This window comes from Mycolicibacterium llatzerense, from assembly GCF_000878195.1.
Classification (GTDB): Bacteria; Actinomycetota; Actinomycetes; order Mycobacteriales; family Mycobacteriaceae; genus Mycobacterium; species Mycobacterium llatzerense.
In genome coordinates, this window is record NZ_JXST01000036.1 from 36,051 (window position 1) to 54,161 (window position 18,111).

At 67.0% G+C, this 18,111-nt stretch carries 19 protein-coding genes and 1 pseudogene; 9 read left to right on the forward strand and 11 right to left on the reverse strand.

What is annotated here, in order from left to right; translation table 11 throughout:
• Positions 1-57 precede the first annotated feature (57 nt).
• The 4 genes from TL10_RS22210 (at position 58) to TL10_RS22225 (ending at position 4,398) form a co-directional block, all read left to right on the forward strand.
• Positions 58-1,455: a threonine/serine exporter family protein gene (locus tag TL10_RS22210; protein ID WP_043987362.1), complete on the forward strand. Its 1,398-nt coding sequence runs from the start codon at positions 58-60 to the stop codon at positions 1,453-1,455.
• Positions 1,456-1,461: 6 nt separating this feature from the next.
• The gene (locus TL10_RS22215) at positions 1,462-1,827 is read left to right on the forward strand and encodes a hypothetical protein (protein WP_043390286.1); all 366 of its coding nucleotides are present in this window, start codon (positions 1,462-1,464) and stop codon (positions 1,825-1,827) included.
• A gap of 94 nt (positions 1,828-1,921) precedes the next feature.
• Positions 1,922-3,901: a glycoside hydrolase family 183 protein gene (locus tag TL10_RS22220; protein WP_043987364.1), complete on the forward strand. Its 1,980-nt coding sequence runs from the start codon at positions 1,922-1,924 to the stop codon at positions 3,899-3,901.
• Between the two features lie 2 nt (positions 3,902-3,903).
• Positions 3,904-4,398: a hypothetical protein gene (locus TL10_RS22225; protein ID WP_052506505.1), complete on the forward strand. Its 495-nt coding sequence runs from the start codon at positions 3,904-3,906 to the stop codon at positions 4,396-4,398.
• A gap of 1 nt (position 4,399) precedes the next feature.
• On the opposite strand, the gene TL10_RS22230 is transcribed toward TL10_RS22225, so the two are convergent.
• Positions 4,400-6,307: an acyl-CoA dehydrogenase family protein gene (locus TL10_RS22230; protein WP_043987365.1), complete on the reverse strand. Its 1,908-nt coding sequence runs from the start codon at positions 6,305-6,307 to the stop codon at positions 4,400-4,402.
• 67 nt (positions 6,308-6,374) lie between these two features.
• On the opposite strand from TL10_RS22230, the gene TL10_RS22235 reads away from it, so the two are divergent.
• Positions 6,375-7,007, forward strand: a complete 633-nt coding sequence (locus TL10_RS22235; RefSeq protein WP_052506506.1) for a TetR/AcrR family transcriptional regulator — start codon at positions 6,375-6,377, stop codon at positions 7,005-7,007.
• A 14-nt stretch (positions 7,008-7,021) separates the two neighbouring features.
• Positions 7,022-8,071 carry an oxygenase MpaB family protein gene (locus tag TL10_RS22240; protein WP_043390277.1) on the forward strand — a complete coding sequence of 350 codons (1,050 nt, stop codon included), beginning with the start codon at positions 7,022-7,024 and terminating at the stop codon, positions 8,069-8,071.
• Here TL10_RS22240 and arsB read toward each other — a convergent pair.
• Both arsB and TL10_RS22255 read right to left on the reverse strand, forming a co-directional pair.
• Positions 8,068-9,536 (reverse strand): annotated as a pseudogene (gene arsB / locus TL10_RS22250) (ACR3 family arsenite efflux transporter). The gene TL10_RS22240 and the pseudogene arsB overlap by 4 nt on opposite strands.
• Entirely contained in the window at positions 9,533-9,958 is a 426-nt protein-coding gene (locus TL10_RS22255) for an ArsI/CadI family heavy metal resistance metalloenzyme (RefSeq protein WP_043987370.1), read from the reverse strand. Before TL10_RS22255 ends, arsB begins: the two are co-directional and overlap by 4 nt.
• A gap of 101 nt (positions 9,959-10,059) precedes the next feature.
• Between TL10_RS22255 and TL10_RS22260 the strand changes: the two genes are divergently transcribed.
• Complete coding sequence (locus TL10_RS22260; protein ID WP_043390271.1) at positions 10,060-10,413, forward strand: Rv2640c family ArsR-like transcriptional regulator; 354 nt, start codon at positions 10,060-10,062, stop codon at positions 10,411-10,413.
• 1 nt (position 10,414) lies between these two features.
• On the opposite strand, the gene chrA is transcribed toward TL10_RS22260, so the two are convergent.
• From chrA to TL10_RS22275, 3 genes are read right to left on the reverse strand one after another with little or no spacing between them, the layout of a single operon-like run.
• Positions 10,415-11,563, reverse strand: a complete 1,149-nt coding sequence (gene chrA / locus TL10_RS22265) for a chromate efflux transporter (protein WP_043987371.1) — start codon at positions 11,561-11,563, stop codon at positions 10,415-10,417.
• 17 nt (positions 11,564-11,580) lie between these two features.
• Positions 11,581-12,030 carry a lipoprotein LpqH gene (locus tag TL10_RS22270; RefSeq protein WP_043987372.1) on the reverse strand — a complete coding sequence of 150 codons (450 nt, stop codon included), beginning with the start codon at positions 12,028-12,030 and terminating at the stop codon, positions 11,581-11,583.
• 49 nt (positions 12,031-12,079) lie between these two features.
• Complete coding sequence (locus TL10_RS22275; protein WP_043390264.1) at positions 12,080-12,355, reverse strand: hypothetical protein; 276 nt, start codon at positions 12,353-12,355, stop codon at positions 12,080-12,082.
• Positions 12,356-12,521: 166 nt separating this feature from the next.
• On the opposite strand from TL10_RS22275, the gene TL10_RS22280 reads away from it, so the two are divergent.
• Positions 12,522-12,836 carry a DUF732 domain-containing protein gene (locus TL10_RS22280; RefSeq protein WP_043390261.1) on the forward strand — a complete coding sequence of 105 codons (315 nt, stop codon included), beginning with the start codon at positions 12,522-12,524 and terminating at the stop codon, positions 12,834-12,836.
• A gap of 7 nt (positions 12,837-12,843) precedes the next feature.
• Here the strand turns inward: TL10_RS22280 and TL10_RS22285 are convergent, their stop codons facing one another.
• The 5 genes from TL10_RS22285 to TL10_RS22305 all read right to left on the reverse strand — a co-directional run bounded on the left by TL10_RS22285 (position 12,844) and on the right by TL10_RS22305 (position 17,065).
• On the reverse strand, positions 12,844-13,968 hold the full coding sequence (locus tag TL10_RS22285; RefSeq protein ID WP_043987390.1) for a glycoside hydrolase family 76 protein: 1,125 nt from the start codon (positions 13,966-13,968) through the stop codon (positions 12,844-12,846).
• 15 nt (positions 13,969-13,983) lie between these two features.
• Entirely contained in the window at positions 13,984-14,649 is a 666-nt protein-coding gene (locus TL10_RS22290; RefSeq protein WP_234711517.1) for a TrmH family RNA methyltransferase, read from the reverse strand.
• On the reverse strand, positions 14,642-15,541 hold the full coding sequence (locus TL10_RS22295; RefSeq protein WP_043987375.1) for a hypothetical protein: 900 nt from the start codon (positions 15,539-15,541) through the stop codon (positions 14,642-14,644). Before TL10_RS22295 ends, TL10_RS22290 begins: the two co-directional genes overlap by 8 nt.
• Before the next feature lie 42 nt (positions 15,542-15,583).
• Entirely contained in the window at positions 15,584-16,396 is an 813-nt protein-coding gene (gene ttfA / locus TL10_RS22300; protein ID WP_043390253.1) for a trehalose monomycolate transport factor TtfA, read from the reverse strand.
• Between the two features lie 66 nt (positions 16,397-16,462).
• Positions 16,463-17,065 (reverse strand): TetR/AcrR family transcriptional regulator, encoded by a 603-nt coding sequence (locus TL10_RS22305; RefSeq protein WP_043987377.1) that lies wholly within the window; start codon positions 17,063-17,065, stop codon positions 16,463-16,465.
• A gap of 70 nt (positions 17,066-17,135) precedes the next feature.
• Here TL10_RS22305 and TL10_RS22310 point away from each other — a divergent pair, with 70 nt between their 5' ends.
• On the forward strand, positions 17,136-18,107 hold the full coding sequence (locus TL10_RS22310) for an aromatic ring-hydroxylating dioxygenase subunit alpha (protein ID WP_043987379.1): 972 nt from the start codon (positions 17,136-17,138) through the stop codon (positions 18,105-18,107).
• Positions 18,108-18,111 lie beyond the last annotated feature (4 nt).

Consider the following 18,111-nt stretch of genomic DNA (forward strand, 5'->3'; position numbering starts at 1 on the left):
ACCGGTGATCTAGCCCACTGGCAATGCGGCCCCACCTTTGGGACCTACGCTGCTGGTGTGACACTGCGTGATCGCGTCGCCTCCGCGCGACGCCGCATACTCGGCGACCGGCCGTCGACCGCAGACACCGCGGGCCTGCCCGTCATCACGTCGGCGCAGCCCATCGACCTGAGCGACGAACATGCCGTCACCGAGGTCGTGGAGCTGGCGATGAACGTCGGCGAGGTGCTGCTGGATTCGGGCACCGGCGCCATCGACACCAGCAAGCAGATCGCCTTCGTCGCCGCCACCTACGGCCTGCCCGACTGCGCCGTCGACGTCACCTACAACGCCATCCACGTCTCCGCCAGGCGCGGTCCGGGCCTGCCGCCCACCAACTACATGCGCACGGTGAAATACCGTTCGCTGGACTACACGCGTCTCGAACAGGTCGACACACTGCTCCGGCGGATCGGCCGCGGGCATCTCGGCCTCAAGCCCGCCCGCGCGGCGCTCGATTACATCGTCGCCGCCGACCATCCGTACTCGCGCAAGGTCGCACTGTCCGGCTGGGCGCTGATGGCTGCCGCGGTGACGCTCATGCTCGGCGGCAGCCCGACGCTCGCCATCGTCTCGTTCGTCACCACCGCCGCGATCTACGGCACCAACGTCGCGCTCGGCAAGCTCGGCCTGCCCTATTTCTTCCAGCAGGTCATGGGTGGTTTCATGGCGACGGTACCGGCCGCGTTCATCTACAAGCTGGCCATCGAGCACAGCGCCGTCGTCGCGCCGTACCGCATCATCGTGTCCGGCATCATCGTGCTGATGGCCGGGCTGTCGCTCGTCGGTTCGGTGCAGGACGCCATCACGGGTGCGCCCGTCACAGCGGCCGGACGCTTCATCGAGGTCATGGTCTACACCGCGGGCCTGGTCGGCGGGGTGGGCATCGCGCTGCGGCTCACCTCCGCCCTCGGCGCCAGCCTGCCGCCGATGCAGCAGGAGGTGTTCCCCTACGCACCGCTGCCGATCATGGTGCTCACCGGCGGCCTCGCGGCCGCGGCCTTCGCCCTCGCCAGCTACGCCTCCCTCAAGGCGCTGGCCACCTCGTTCGCGTCGGGCGCCGTCGGGGCCGGATTGGTCGGGACGATCCTGGACGCGGGGCTGGGTCCGATCGTGGCCTCGGCGGTCGCCGCCACGGTCGTCGGCCTCGCCGGTGGCCTCCTCGCCCGGCGCGCGGTGGTCCCGCCGATCATCGTGTCCGTCGCCGGCATCACGCCCCTGGTGCCCGGTCTCGCGGTCTATCGCGGGCTGTCCGAGATCATGGCCGGCCAGACGCTGGCGGCCATCTCCAACCTGTTCACCGCCGTCATGGTCGGCTGCACGCTCGCTGCCGGGGTGACGCTCGGCGAATGGGTGGCGCGCACCATGCGACGCCCGCGACTTCCCCGCCGACTGCTCGGCCCGCGCGTAGCGTAGGGCGCCATGTCCGAAACCGGAATCTGGATCGCCTGGGGGCTGCCCACCCAGGGACGGGAACTCCAGGCACTCGCGGCCCTGCGCGATGCCCGTGGCTACCTGCAGGCACTCGTCGACGACGGCCGGATCGAAGAGTTCGACGTCACGGTGCTACGCCCACAGACCACGGAATTGGGTGGCTTCATCCATCTCAAGGGCACCCGCGTGCAGATCGACATCCTGCGCCGCACGGGGGATTTCGAGCGCTGGGCCACCGGCATCCAGCTGATCGCCGACCGGGTCGCCTTCGTCGACAGTTGGGTCGACCGGGGCATCGATCACGCCATCGAGTTGTACGAGGACGCACTGCGGGAAGCCGGCCTGCTCCGCTGACGGTATCGACACGGACACAACCCGCTCAAACTCACCCGCTGCGCGTCCCCATGTTGTTCCATAGGTTAATTAGCTGGAACAACAGGGAGACACGATGAGCGCCGCAAGATACGTCGGCCGCGTCGGAAGACTCGCCGTCGCGCTCGGCATCGGGACCGCGATCGCCTCCGGTCAGGGCGCCGCATGGGCCGACCAGACCACCACCGGCGCGCCCGCCGGTCCAGCAACAGCTTCCGCGGGCGAAAGCTCCGGGGTCTCTGGCACCTCGGGCAACCCGACCAAGCCACGTCGCGGCAAGACCAAGCCCACGAAGGACGACGACAAGACCGAGACACCGGCTGCGGGGACCACCGACGGCACCTCGTCCGACCCCAAGGCGGAAACCAAGCCCGACAAACCGGCCAAGGGCCGCGACCGCGGGACGCAGCCGCCGGCCGTCAAGCCGCCAAAAGCCCCCAAACCCCCACGGCTGACCCCGGATAAGCCCGCCACCGCCAAGCCGGCCGCCGCCGCCCCGCAGACCACGGCACCCAAGCCCGTCAGCGTGGCCGCCGTCGCGCAGACGGTCATGAAGGTCACCACCAGCGCGGTCACGACGTCACCGAGTCCCGTCAGCGCGACGACGAACCTGCTCACGCCGAACGTCACCGCACCCACCGCCAAGGCGCTCAATCCCGTGGCTGCTGTGATGAAAGCCGTTTCCGGCGCGCTGAATTGGGCGTTCAACCCGGCAGGCAGTCCGACCCAGCCGACCCTGGCGTGGACCGTGCTGGCGTTCGCCCGCAAAGAGATCGACAACCTCCTGACGGCGATCAAGCCGCAGAACATCGTCAGCGCCCTCACCACCACCGGCCAGGTGCTGAGCAATCCCCTGGCCGCGGTCACGGCAGCCATGAACCCCCGGCCGGCCTTCCCCACGCCAGGTCAACAGCTCAGTCCCTCAACGAGTTTCGTCGACTGGGTGACGGGAAACTTCGCCCCCAATGACACCTTGAATCGGTTCGGCGTCTGGGGTACTGACGTCGGCACCGTGTGGGACAACGGAATTGCCGACGATCCCAGCACGCCTATCAACGAGCACCAGGTGCTGATGGCTTTCGGTGACACCTTCAGTGGTCCCAACATGACCGGGAACTGGCTGAACAACATCCTTTTCCGGTCGTCGGACACCAACCTCGCCGACGGTATTTCGATCCCGGCCGGCCAGTGGTTGAACGGCAACATGTTCGGCGGTACGCCGCTATCGTCGCCGACGACGGCACGCCAGATCATCCTGCCCGCCAAACTGCCCGCGGGCCTGCCGTCCGGCGTGACGCTGATCCCGACCTCCGGCATCTCGGTGCCGACGCCGGGCACCCAGTTCGGGGCCACCCAGTACCTGAGCTTCATGTCGGTCAAGCAGTGGGGCGCGCCAGGCCAGTGGACGACGAACTACTCGGCGATGGCCTACTCGACCGATAACGGCGAGAACTGGTCCATCGCACCGCAGAGCGTCCGGCAGAACTGGGGCGGCAACGCCAATTTCCAGCAGGCGGCCCTGGTACGCCCGGGCGACGGCTACGTCTACTCGTACGGCACCCCGAACGGCCGCGGCGGCGCTGCCTACGTGTCGCGGGTCGCCGAGGCCGACATCCTCGACGCGTCCAAGTACGAGTACTACAACAAGGGCAGCGCCGGCGGCTGGTTCGGCATCGGTGCGATCAAACAAGGCTGGTACAAGGACCCGGCGAAGGCCGGCGTGGTGTTCGGCCAGGACACCGGGGCGTGCGGTGTCGCCAAGGCCGGCAACCACGTCAGCGAAATGTCGGTGCAGTACAACCCGACGCTCGGCAAGTACGTCACGCTCTACGCCGACCAGTTCAACAACGTCGTGCTGCGCACCGCGGATACTCCGCAGGGCACCTGGTCTGCGGCCACCGTGCTGATGCCGCAACAGAATGGCGGCATCTACGCGCCCATGATGCAGCCCTGGTCGCCGTCGACCCTGGGCACCGGAACCGACCTGTATTGGAATCTCTCGTTGTGGAGTGAGTACAACGTCATGCTGATGAAGACCGACCTCACCAAGCTGTAGCCGTGATCCGCGCGACCATCCTGACCGCAGCCGTTGTTGCCCTGGCGACCGCGCTGGCGCCCCTGTGCGCGGCTGATCCCGTTGCACCGCAACAGGATCAGCTGTGTCCGCCGACTGCCGACGAGGCCACCACCATGCCGACGACGCCGTCGCCGGCATCGGGAGCCAATACCCCACTGCAGTGTCACGAAGGCCGCTGGCAGCCGGTCGCACTGCCCGCCCAACCCAGCGACCGCTGGTGGAGCACCGGCCCGGCCATCGCACTGCACGGCCAGGGCATGCGCAATCCGAACCTGATGTCCGGCAAGTGGAGTGGCACCCCGCTGGCCGCCGGGAACCAGTGTCACGTGGCCCAGCGCGCGGTGATCAGTGCCGGCGTGGTCAGCGCGCCGGTGGCGACCGACGGCGCGCCTGACCAGACCCTGTACTTCGATGTCGCACCGACCGCCTCCACCGTGGAGTTTTCGGGCTACTGCCTCTGGACACGGCTCGGCTGAGCTACGGCGCCATCTCGTACCGGCCGGCCAGGTCCCGCACGGTACGCACCATGCGCTCGAAGCGATCCGGGTCGCCCACGGGTTCCGCGATGAGGTCCAGTGCCAGCTTCTTCTGCGCGGCGGTCGCGCTGGTCTTGCAGTGCAGCGCGGCGGCGTGCCGCGAGAAGTCGGTGACCAGGACCTCGAACAGCTGGTCCAGCACGTCGTCGTCGGTGCCGTCGATCGCGGCCTGTTCCAGGATCAGCTGCGCGTAGGGCAGCAGGGTGAACAGCTCACCGATCGAGAACAGGAAGTCGACGTCGTCCTGCTGCTGAGCAGTCGGCGTCGCCGCCGCCAGCAACGTCTGGAAACCGTTGGCCTGCTTGAGGAAGACCGCGACATTCGGCAGATGCGCGAACTCCTGTAGCACGTCACGCCAGTCCGCGAAGGCGACCCGGCCCAGACCGCGGCTGGGGCCCTGTGCGAACAGGAAGTCGTCATTGGTGAAGTCACGACGGCGGCGCACCTGCGGCAACTGTTCGGTGCGTAATGCCTTCGGGGCCTTCGGTATCCGAGCGATCTGCGGCACCACGGCCGAACCGGCCGCGCGCAGGCCGTTGGCCACGGCACGCGTCGCCGCGTTCGGCGAATACTCCACGGGAAGCTGCTGCAGCGCCAGCAGGCCGGCGTCGGCGGGACGGAACATGAAGTTCTGCATGAACTTCAGCGAGAGCGCCATGTTGACGTGGACGGTGCCCTCGAGGCGGGGCAGGCCCACCGAACCCAGCAGCGCCATCGGGAAGAACATGTCGTTCTCGAAGCCGCGCGCGGCGATGGTGTCCGACAGCAGCGTGACGATCTTCTCGCCCTCGCGGGTGACGGTCATCTTCTCGATGGCGTTGAACAGCAGGTACCGGCGATCGGCGGCCGACGCCGACCGCATGTAGTCGATGGCACGCTCGCTGTAGAGCTTCATGCCGGCCAGCCGGGCGTAGGCCTCGGTGAGCATGCGGCGAATCTGCGGGAACTCGGTGACGTGCTGCCCGAACAGGATTCGGTTCTCGGCGTGGGTGATGGCCTCGTACATGGCGTGCTCGCAGGTGCCGATGGCACCGAATCCGAGGTTGAACTTACCGATGTTGACGGTGTTGATCGCGGCGTGGAACGCGCCCTTGCCGGCGTGCAGGATGTCGTCGTCGGAGACCGCGTAGTCCTCGAGATCGAAAGCGGCGACGTACATCTGACCGTTGACGACGTTCTTGCGCAGCTTGTAGTCGGCATGCTGGCTGTCGGCCGCGAAGAAGAGATACCCCTCGAAATCCTCGTCGGGCTTGCCGCCGTCGAGCGCGGTCGAGCTGTCCAGGATCGGCTTGTCGGCACGGCGACCGAACACCGACACCATGCGGGCCAGGTTGCCGTTGCCGATGTAGTACTTGCCGCCGTTGGCGCGGTAGCCGTCCTGAACAGGCGTCAGCACCATGTCCGTGGAGTACACGTCGGCGCCGTGTTCCTTTTCCGACAGGCCGAACGCGAAGATCTCGCCAGCCTCCAGGAGATCGGCGGCGCGCTTGCGGGCCGCGGCGTTCGACGACTGCCAGATGGGGCCCAGCCCGAGGATGGTGACCTGCCAGACGTACCAGTACTGCATGCCGTAGAAGCCCAGGATCTCGCTGAACACGGCGTTGCGCGCGGTGTCCCACCGCTTGTCCGGATCGCCGCCGGCCTCCGACGCGGGCGTCAGGAAGGTCGCGAAAACCCTTTCCTTCTTGAGGAATTCGATGAACTCGGCGTACCAGACGCGGTCCCGGTCCTGCTGCGTCAGCCAAGACTTGCCGTGGCTCTCGAAGAACTCGATGGTCGCCGAGAAGATCTGCTGGGTCCGCTCGTCGAAGTCGGCGAAGTCCGGCTTGTGCGGGTTGAGCATGGTCATGTGGGCAAATCCTACAGAAATGAAGCAAAATTATTCAAGCGAGAATAATCCTGCTACATTCGGATGCGTGACCACCGATGCCGCAACGAAGCCGCGGGAGCGGGCTGCCCACCTGGGCCCCGAGCGCCGGCGGCCGCAGATCCTCGATGCCGCGTTGCAGATCGCGGCCGAATCCGGCACCGCGGCAGTGACCATCGGCGCGGTGGCCAAACACCTCAGCGTCACCCGCCCGGTGGTGTACTCGTGTTTCAGCGACCGGGTGGAACTCCTTGCCGCGCTGCTGGATCGGGAAGGCGAATCCCTCCGGGAGACCCTGTTGGCGGCGCTGCACACCGGCCGCGGCGACGACCCGGAAGCCGCCTTCATCGACGGGTACCGCGCACTGCTGCACGCCGTCGAGGACCAGCCGGACACCTGGCGTTTCGTGTACCTGGCGCACGTCGATCCCGCGGTTGCCGACATGGTCGCGGCAACGCGTCGTGCCCTCACCGCCAGCTCCTCGCGCTGGATCGCCCCGGCGCTGACCACGTGGTGGCAGACCGCCGATCTCAATCGCAAGATGCCGATCCTGACCGAACTGTTCGTGTCATCGAGCGAGGCCGCGGTCCGGTCCCTGCTGGACCCCGAGAACGACTGGGACGCAGACAGTCTCGGCGAGTTTTACGGACGACTCATGTGCCGCGCGTTCGCGGCAGCCTAGTAAGGAGAAACGACATGGCCCAGCCCGTCCAGCCCCTCGCGGACTACGGATTCTTCGGCCCAGGAACCGTGACGTGGAAGGTGTGGGGACACACCACAACTCCCGTGACCGGCCTGCAGCGCGCCGTCGTGGTGGAGGAACTCGACCCGTCCCTGATCGCCGCGGTCGACGCCACCCAGGCGAATTACGACCGGCCCCGCACCCGTTACGACCGCACCGTGCGGTACTTCGCGACCGTTGCCTTCGGCGACAGCGAGACGGTGATCAAGGCCGCCGACGTCCTGGTGAAGGTGCACTCCAAAGCCATCGGTACCGAGCCCGTCAGCGGCAACAAGTACGACGCCAACAACCCGCACTCTCAGCTGTGGATTCTGCTGACCGGGTGGCATTCGGTGCTGACCGCCTACGAGATGTACGGCGGCGGCAAGCTCACCCCGGAGGAAGAGAACCAGTACTGGGAAGAGTGCGCCATCGCGGCCGAGTTCCAGACCTGCGACCCGGCCGACGTCCCCCGCACCAGTGCGGGCGTGCGCGCCTACTTCGAGGAGATGCGCCCGCACCTGGCCGTCAGCGAAGCCGCGCGCAGCATGATGGACCATCTGCTCAACGCCAAGGTCGTGCTGCCACCGGCACCGCTGCCGCTGCGGCCCGTCGTCGAGCTCATCAACCTCGTCCTGCGCGCAGGCACCATCGCCACCATGCCTCGGTGGATGCGCAAGCTCAGCGGCTTCAACCAGCCGAGGGTGGTCGACATCGCCGTGCGCCCGCTGCTGAAGCTGGGATACGGGATCGTCGATGCGAATCCCCGGCTGAAAATCGCTGTGGCACAGCTGATCGCGCCGTCCGTGGCCCCGGTGGCCGCGCCGTACATCCTCGGCATCGCGCCGGTGTCCGACGAGGTGCTCACCCCGCACGAGGCCCGCACGCGCTACGGCTATGCCAGGCCTGCTGATGCCCATCACGATCTGCGTGCCAAGCAGCAGCAGCGCGTGTTCGGAGAGGGGCAGGCACCCAGCGATGAGGGGTTGATCGAGTCGCAGGCCTACCTCGGCAGCCTGGCCTAGCCGGGCAGCAGTTCGTCGACCAGGTCCCGCACCCGGTCGGCGATGGCGTCGCGGATGGGCCGGACGGCCTCCAGCGGCTGGCCAGCCGGATCGTCGAGTTTCCAGTCGCGGTAGGAGACTCCCGGAAAGTACGGGCAGGTGTCTCCGCAGCCCATGGTGATCACCACGTCGCTGCTTTGCACAGTGTCGGCGCTGAGCACCTTGGGTACCCCCGCGGTGATGTCGATGCCGAGTTCAGCCATGGCCGCGACGGCCACCGGGTTGATCTGATCAGCGGGTGCCGTTCCCGCAGAACGCACTTCGATGCGCCCGCCGGACAGCTGCGTGAGCAGCGCGGCAGCCATCTGCGACCGGCCCGCGTTGTGCACGCAGACGAACAGGACGCTCGGTTTCGGGCTCATCGGTGGTTGCTCCTCAAACGTGGTCGCAGTGCGAGCGAGAGGTACACCAGCCCGACCAGCACCGGCACCTCGATCAACGGTCCGACGACGCCCGCCAGGGCTTGACCGGAGGTCGCACCCCAGGTCGCTATGGCCACGGCGATGGCGAGTTCGAAGTTGTTGCCCGCTGCGGTGAACGCCAACGTCGTGGTGCGTTCGTAGCCGAGTCCGAGGACAGCGCCGAGGACATAGCCCCCGCCCCACATGATCGCGAAGTAGACCAGCAGCGGCAGGGCGATGCGCACCACGTCCCACGGACGGGTGGTGATCTGATGCCCTTGCAGCGCAAAGAGAATCACAATGGTGAACAGCAGTCCGTACAGCGCCCACGGCCCGATCCTGGGCAGGAACGTCGACTCGTACCAGTCACGCCCCCTGACTTTTTCGCCGAACCGGCGCGACAAATAGCCGGCGGCCAGCGGGATCCCGAGGAAGATCAGCACCGACTTCGCGATCTGCCATGGCGAGGTCGCGATGGCCGTTTGCGGCAGATGCAGCCAGCCCGGCAGCACCGACAGGTAGAACCAGCCGAGAACCGCGAACATCAGCACCTGGAAGATCGAGTTCAGCGCCACCAGCACGGCGGCGGCTTCGCGGTCGCCGCAAGCCAGGTCGTTCCAGATGATCACCATCGCGATGCAGCGGGCCAGACCGACGACGATCAGCCCGGTCCGGTACTCCGGCAGATCGGCGAGGAACAGCCAGGCCAGCGCGAACATCAACGCCGGTCCGAGCACCCAGTTCAGCACCAGCGAGGACACCAGCAGCTTGCGGTCGGAGGTCACGGTGTCCAGGCGGTCGTACCGGACCTTGGCCAGCACCGGGTACATCATGATCAATAGCCCCAGCGCGATGGGCAGCGAAATGCCGTCCACCTGAACCTTTTCTAGCACGACGTCCAGTCCGGGCACCCAGCGGCCGAGCAGCAGCCCGGCCGCCATCGCCAACCCGATCCAGACCGGCAGGTACCGGTCGAGCGTCGAGAGTCGGGCTGTCGCCGCACCGGCGTCAGCGGTCTGTGTCATGCCTGCGCCCCGCAGCACACACCGTCGCCCGATTCACTGGGGGCAGCACCAAACGTCTCGGAGTCGGCCAGGACGGTGTAGACCTCCCAGCGCTCACCACCGGGGGCAGTCACCCAGACCTTGTCCTGAGTGGCGAAGCAACACGTGGTGCCGATCTCCTCTTCGGTGAACATCCCCGCGTCGGTCAGGCGCGCGATCTCCGCGTGCACGGTGTCGCTGGATTCGACCTCGACACCCAGGTGGTTGACCGACCCGCCGTGCCCGGGATTCTCGAGCAGGACCAGCTTGAGCGGCGGATTCGCGATCGCGAAGTTCGCATAGCCGGGCTTGACCTTCACCGGTTCGGCGCCAAAGAGCTTGCGGTAGAAGGCGATCGACTCGTCGAGATTGTCGACGTTCAGGGCGAGCTGGACACGAGACATTGCAGACCTCCTGGGGTATGTGACGTATATCGAATCTGCCTGCAGCACTGTTCTACGCACCTTTTCGATATATGTCAACAAACTGGGGTAGCATCGGCCACATGCCCAAGGCACTGCCCGTCATCGACATGTCCGAGCCGCTGTGCTGCGCACCCGTGGCCGCCAGCCCGACCGGCGACGACGCCGCGCTCGACGTGGCCATGCGGCTCAAAGCACTGGCGGACCCGGCGCGCGTGAAATTGATGTCCCTGCTGTTCACCTGCGGCGAGCCCTGCACCACCGGATCTCTCGCCGCCGCCGTGGGTCTGGCCGAGTCGACCGTCAGCCACCACCTCGGCCAGCTGCGTTCGGCCGGGTTCGTCACCTCCGAACGACAGGGCATGAACGTGCACCACACTCCCCGCCGGGACGCGCTCGCCGCACTGTGCCGGGTCCTCGACCCGAACTGCTGCTGACTCAGCTCGGCAACGGCATGCCGAACGCCGTGGCGAGGACGCCGGCCCCGGCGGCCAGCAGCAACGTGAGCACGACATTCACGCGACTGAACACCGCGACCACCGCGCCGGCCAGCACCACGTACTGCCAGGTCTGGCTGATCGACATGGCCAGTGGCACCGCCGAGCCCAGGATCGCCCCGACGGCAGCCGGCCCGGCACCGTCCAGGAAAGCCCGCGCGTAGTTGTTGCTCCTAATCCGGTCGAAGTGCTTGGCGCCCAACAGGATGAACAGGAACGACGGACTGAAGGCCACCGCCGAGGCCAGCACCCCGCCGACCAGACCCGCAGCGGCATAGCCGACGACGGCGACGGTCTGCACCACCGGCCCCGGCGTGATCTGGCCCAGCGCAACGGCATTGAGGAACTGCGCCCCGGTCATCCAGTGGTAGTGGTCGACGGCATCGCCCTGCATGAGCGGAATGATGACGAAGCCGCCGCCATACGACAGCGCGCCGACCTTCAACGCCACCCAGCACAGCGAACCCAGCGTGCCCAAAGTCAGCGTCTGAAACGCCAGCACCGGCATGCTGCGCGCGCCAGACGTGGGCAGGGTCGTCGTCCGCGCCAATTCGATTACGCCACAGGCCAACAGCACAACCACCAGCCACGGCCCCAGCACTGCGGCCGCGACCGCACCCAACGCGAGGTACACCGGCCACCAGATGGAGCTGGTGCGCCGCTGCCAACTGGCCGGGACCAGAGCCGCCCCCGCGTGCACCGCGACGGCAGCCACCGCCGCACCCGCGCCGGCCCCCGCGGCAAGTACCCACCTCGGTGGTGAGCCGGCCAGGAACAGCGCAGCCAGTCCGAGGATGACGATGAGCCCCGGAACGATGAACGCGACGCCACCGACCAGTGCACCCAGCCGACCGCGAACCCGCCAGGCGCAGTAGATCGACAGCTGCGTCGACGCCGGCCCCGGCAACAGATTGCAGGTCGCGATCGCGTCCTCGAATTCGGTGGCACCGATCCAGCGACGCCGCTCCACGCACAGGCTGCGCAGCAACTTGATGTGCGTGGGCGGGCCACCGAAACCGATGCACCCGATGGTGCCCCACTCCCTCAGGACCGTGCCCAGCGTGGGCGATGCATCCTCAGGAGCCGTCACGACCAATCATCTTGGTGCTACGGGCACGTCACGTCCATCTCAAAGCTCTTGCTCACCTGTCGTGGCGATTGCGGATCACTCAGGTCGCTGCCGTCGGCGGTGCCCCGGATCGTGTACGACTTGCCCCGCACCGCGGCCCCGGCGTTGTTCGCCTCACCGGGTTCGGAATTCGTGAACCCGAGCGCGACACCATCTACCGTGCCGAGCCCGACGGTCCGAACCTGTGGCGGATTGCTCGTGGTCACCACCGCACCGACCCCGCTGGAGACGTCCCCGATCCCGATCGTCATGTGGTCGCCCGCCTGGTGGCAGGTGACTCCACCGGTCACCTGCCGGGACTGTCCGTCGACGATGACCTGCGGCGCACGCATCCCTGAATCCAACGGGCCGGCATTCGGTTCGGATTCGTAGGTCGAACAACCGGTCAGCCCAATGGCCACCACACAGATCACGACGTTCTTGCGCACCAACAGGGGTTACCCGGTGCGAAGGAGATGAATCGTCAGCGGCGAAGAACTATGGGCAAACAGTGACGAAACCGGCGGGGCCAGTCACGCAGGGCAGGTTGACGTACACCCGCGGACCATCCCAGCCATCGCCGCGCCAGCCCGGACCATCCCAGCCACGGCCGTGACCGTCCCAGTCGTCGTGGCCGTGGCCACGGTCCATCGGGATGACGGCGGAATCCTGCGACGGAGCGGCACTGGCCGCTCCCGCACCGAGACCCAAAAGCGCAGCTCCGATGCTTCCCGCAAGTGCTGTAGTCAACGCAATCTTCTTGAACGTGGCCATGGCCAACCTCCGAAATAAGCAAAAAAATCAAAATGCAATATGCGATCTAAGTATATGACGCTGACGCGTCTGAAGAAATTCCTGTGTCCGCCAACAACCGACTCCGCCCCGGATCGGCGGGCCTCGCGTAACCTGTCAGCAAACCGATCTTGCATGGGGGATCCGAATGAAACGCACACGCACAGCAGCTCTGTTCGCGGCGGTCTCGTCGGCGGTAACCATCGTGATGGCGGTCCCCGCCCACGCCGACGATCAGATCGACCCGATGTTCCTGCAGGCAGTGCACGACAAGGGCATCCTCATGCCGAACAGCACCGCCATCAAGCTCGCGCACGGCACCTGCAGTGCCATGCGCAGCGGGGGCGTCAACTCGGCGCTGAGCTATCTGAAGAAGAACGCCGGAAACCTGTCCAACGACGATGCCGTCAAGTTCGGCGGGCTGGCCATCTACGCGTACTGCCGCGAGTTGACGCCGAAGTAGCCGTCGGTCAGGACTCCTCGGCCTCAGCGTCACCGTCGGCACCCAACGCGTAGGCCGCCTCCATCAGCATCCAGCCGGCCACCTGCACCGACAGATCACGTTCCGGGATTTCGGACGAATTCACCGCGCCGTCAACCGATTTCGCCTTGTCGCCGGTGTCCTTCGGCAGCTCGGCAGCACGATCCCAGAACGCCCCGAACAGCGGGATGCCGTTGACGGACTGCCGGTAGTCCCACGCCGACTGCGCTGACGTCAACACCAACTCGCGGGCCGTCGTTCGGGCGGCTTCGTCGTCCTCGGAATCCCCGGGCAACGTGGTCGCCACCAGCGTCAGGTAGCGGGCCAGGATGGCGCCGAACAGGCCACCGTCGCCGCCGCCGGCTCCCCTGATGACGCCGTCGTCGAGCATGTGGCTCTTGACGGCGGCTACCAAGCGGTGCACCCGCTCAGAGTGCCGCGCATCCCCGGTGCGCACAGCCAGCTCCACTTCCAGGCCCAGCACCACGCCCTGGCAGTAGGTGTACTGGGCGCGCACCATCGAACCGGCCTTGATGCCGTCGAACACCAGGTGCGTATCGGGGTCGATCAGCGTGCCGTCGATCCAGTCGGCCATCTGCTGCGCCCGCCGCAGGCGGTCATGGCGGGCCAGGAAGATGCCGGCCGGGCCGTTCGCGGGGGCGTTGAAGAACTGATCCTGCTTGCGCCACGGGATGCCGCCGCCGTCCTCGGGCACCCAGGCATTGAGGAACTGGTCGGCAAACGTCTTGAGCGCCTTGGGCCGCGCCACGCCGAGCAGCCGGCCGGAGCGCTCCAGCGCGAGCGCCATCCACGCCATGTCGTCGTAGTAGTTGTTGGTCCAGGCCCCGTTGTTGCGCAGCCGATGTCCGCGAATCTGCCGGGCGATCCGGGCGATGCGGTACTCCTGCGGATCGCGCAGCTGCGCATCGATCATGGTGTCCAGCAGGTGCGCCTGCCACCAGTAGTCCCAGCTCTTGAACATCCGGTCGGCCCGCGTCGACGGCCAGGCCACCACGCCCAGCTGGGTGCCGGGCATCCCCCAGAGCCGGCGGATATGCCGATTGAACACAGCCGTTTCGGCGCTGGCCGCACGGTTAGCCCAAAGCTGATCCATGCGATACATCCTGCCCTACCAGGCCCGATCCAGTCCTGCATGTTGAGTGATCCAGGTGTGCATGACGATCCCGGCGGCCACCCCGGCGTTGATGCTCCGGGTCGAGCCGAATTGCGCGATGGACACCGTCATCATCGACCCGGTCTTGGCGTCGTGGGTGATGCCGGGGCCTTCCTGCCCGAAGATCAACAGGCAGGCGCGGGGCAGCGTCGTCTCTTCCAGCCGTACCGAGCCGGGCACGTTGTCGACGGCCACCGGGGTCAGCCCCGCGTCGGCGGCGAAGGCCAGCAATTCCGCCGTGGTGGCGTGGTGCACGAGCCGCTGGTAGCGGTCAGTCACCATGGCGCCCCGGCGATTCCACCGCCGGCGGCCGACGATGTGCACGGTGTCCACCGCAAACGCGTTCGCGGTGCGGACCACCGCGCCGATGTTGGCGTCGTTGCCGAAGTTCTCGATCGCGATGTGCAGTGGGTGCCTGCGCTGATCGATGTCGGCGATGATCGCCTCCCGCGTCCAGTAGCGGTAGGCATCGACGACGTTGCGAGTGTCGCCCTCGCGCAACAACTCCGGGTCGTAGCGCGGATCGTCGGGCAGCTCGCCGTGCCAGGGGCCGACGCCGGGCCCGGCTCCCCACTCGGTGGGGCCTGGCACATCAGCGTGCTCGGTGTCCTGATCACTCACGCGAAATCCACACCGCCGCATGGGTTCCAACCACAGTGACGGTGGCGTACAGCAGCGCCTGGTTGATGTCTCCCTGCGTGCACAACGAGGCTCGGGTCGAGATCGCGCCGACCTTCGAGTCCGGTAGCACCAGCAGCGTCGCGCCGTAGACGTCACAGGCATGCGACAGTCCGGGCGGCGGCAACGTCGGCGCCACCGCGATCATCAACGGCCCACCGCGCTTTGCCGAATCGTCTTTGTATCTGCTTGCCAGACCGCCGATTTCGAGGCCCAGCAGCATGTAGCCCTTGCCGGTGAACGCGGCCGGATCGCCCAGCGCCGCGGGAATCAACTGCCCACCGTCGGCCCGGAACCCGTCGACGCTGGTGGCCTTGAGGGTCAGCCCGGTGTCGGACTCGTTGGTCGGCGTCAGCCCCACCGGATACGCCGCACCGTAGGCCACCGTGGTGTCCTTGATCCGGTCGGCCGGCGAATACAGGTAGACGCCACGCACCTGCGCCTGATCGCGCATCGGGCCCAAACAGACTGTGCCCGTGACCTTGTCCGGATTCTGGACGACAGCCGGATTGATCTTCAGGTTCGGGACGCCGTCGCAGCCGCCGATCACGTTCGATTCGATGGGGTGCGCCAGCGCGCCGTACAGGCCGAAGCGCAGCGTCTCGGGCTTGGCGTGTTCGCTGCCGGCTTTCGCCGCGGCCAGGTCGACGTCGATGAGCACCTGGTCATCTTGGAAGCGCAGGTTGGATACCGACACGTTCCAGCCCAGCAGCGCCTGCGACTCGCCGACTTTCACACTGGGCGCACCGAAGATGACGGTGCTGGCGGAGCTACTCGAACAGGCCACCAACAAAACGGCCAACAACGCTGCGGTCAGTCCGCGCAAACCCTGCATGGGGATCAGGCTACTGCGAGCACCTGGCCACCCTGTCGGGCGCTAGCGCTGATAGTTGGGCGCGTTGCGGCCGTTGCGGGCCTCCGCGAACTGCGTGTAGCGACCGATGTCGGCACGCCCCGGGGCCTGGTTGCTGCGGCCGGCGGGCAGTTCGTTCTGGCGCATCGGGCCGGCGCTGAGCGGACGGCTCGGCGAACCGCTACGCCGGGCGACAGCCTGGCCGGCGACGCTGTTCTGGCCGGACGGCACCGGCGGCAGCACGCGCAGCAGGTCGTTGAACTGGCGGACGGTGCGCAGACCCTCGTCCCACTGTGCGCGGGTGCTGGTGATCGGCAGCGAGACGAGCGTCCAGTTCTGCTCGTTCCACATGACCTCGGCGCAATCCGGGGCGGTGTGCGAGAACGTCACCATGCGGCGGTCGCAGGCGCGACGGGCGGCATCGAGGTTGGTGGAGTAGACCATGCGCGGGCCGATGGCGCCGAGCAGCCAGATGTCGTTCTCGCGCGGCTCCGGAATGTCCTTCAGCCGGACGTCCACGGCCACGTTGGTGCCGACCTTGCGGTGCAGGGCGATGACGGTGGCCACATCGTCGAGATCGAAGATGAACACGGCCTCGCCGCGGATCTGCCCGAGCACCACGTTGCGGGCGAGCACGTTCTCACCGACGGTCGACATGATGCCGCGGCTCCACCGCTTGACCAGGTCGGGAGTCTCGTGTTCGTAGTCGAATCCGTGGGACTTCGCCCATGACTTTCGGCGCCTACCAAGGCCGCGTCGACGGTCGATATCGACGTACAGCAGTACCGCCGCACCCACGAAGCAGAGCGCGGAAAGCGTGAACCAAAGCGGGACCATCGGGCCAAGCCTACTGGCTGGTACCCGAAATGCCCGAACTCGAATTGGTCACAAGCTGGTCACATGCTATTTGAGGTACGCGACGATCGCGTTCGTGAGCCCCCGCCGGGCCACCTCGAGGTCGGTGTACGTGCCGAGCTGGCGCTCCGAGGCAATGCCGCGCATCGCGCCGGGGATGAACGACGCCACCTCGCGCACCCGCTCGGGGTCGACGTCCAGGTCGGAGAAGGCCTGCTGGCACGTCTGCAGCCAGCTCTGCCCCCATGACGACAGCTCAGCCGCGGTCTTCGGATAGAGCCGTTCCAGCTCGGCATGGTCGCGCGGCAGGGCGGCGCGCAGATTCTCGATGGCCCGCGAATCGCCGATGGTCAGTCCGTCGTAGAGCAGGTCGATGATTGTCGCGACGCGTTGCCGCAGCGTGGCGCCGGTGTCGTGGTGGCTCAGCATGCCCGCGCGGCGCTCGGCGGTGCGGCGCAGGACCGCGGCCCAGAAGCCGTCGATATCGCCGAACTGGTACTTCACCGCACCCCAGGTGGCGCCGATCTCCTTGGCGATCCGATTGGCCGATACCGCGCCCGGGTCCCCGGTGTCCAGCGCCTTGCGCGCGGCTTCCAACATGCTTTCCCGCGTGGCATCGCCGCGCCTGTTGGTTCGGCGTGCGGCGGTCATCTGGCAGAGATTACCCCAGTTTCACAGAACCCTCTTCCAAAGTTTCACAGAACCTCCTACGATTCGCACCATGGCCAAACCCCAGTTGCCGATGAAACCGACGGGATGGTTCCAGGTCGCCTGGTCCGACCAGGTCAGCGTGGGCGCGGTGCACGCCATGAAGTACTTCGGCGAGGAGATGGTCGCCTGGCGCGCCGAATCCGGGGCCGTCACCGTCATGAACGCCTACTGCGAGCACCTCGGCGCGCACCTCGGCTTCGGCGGTCACGTCGTCGGCGAGACGATCCAGTGCCCGTTCCACGGCTGGCAGTGGAACGCCGCCGGCCACAACGTCTGCATCCCGTACCAGGACCGGCCCAACCGCGGCCGCCGGATTCGCACCTACCCCGTCACCGAGCGCAACGAGGCCATCTACATCTGGCACGACGCCGAAGGCCGGGAGCCGTTCTTCGAAGCGCCCGACGTCTTCGCCTCGTTCAACGACGGCAGCACCGCCGCCGACTACTACCCGCAGCAGCGGCTGTTCCGCGAAACGCTGGAACTGCATCCGCAGTACGTGCTGGAGAACGGCGTCGACTTCGCGCACTTCAAGTTCGTGCACCAGACGCCGATCGTGCCGGTGTTCACCCGGCACGACTTCGCCGCGCCCATCTCCTACGTCGACTTCACCATCACCTTCGAGGGCAGCGACCAGCAGTCGATCGACGAGGTGCGCAGCGGCGTCGAGGCCATCAACGGCGGTTTGGGCATCGCAGTCACCAAGAGCTGGGGCATGATCGACAACCGCACGATCTCGGCCGTCACACCCGTCGACGAGTCCACCTCCGACGTGCGGTTCATGGTCTACATCGGCCGGACGCCCTGGAACGCCGAGCGGGCCACCGCGTTCGGCGACGAGGTGATCCGGCAGTTCACCCAGGACATCCACATCTGGTCACACCAGCGCTACTCCGATCCGCCGGCGCTGGCCACCGCCGAATACGAGGGCTTCACCGCAATCCGCAAGTGGGCCATGCAGTTTTATCCCGATCAGAAGGGCTGAGCCA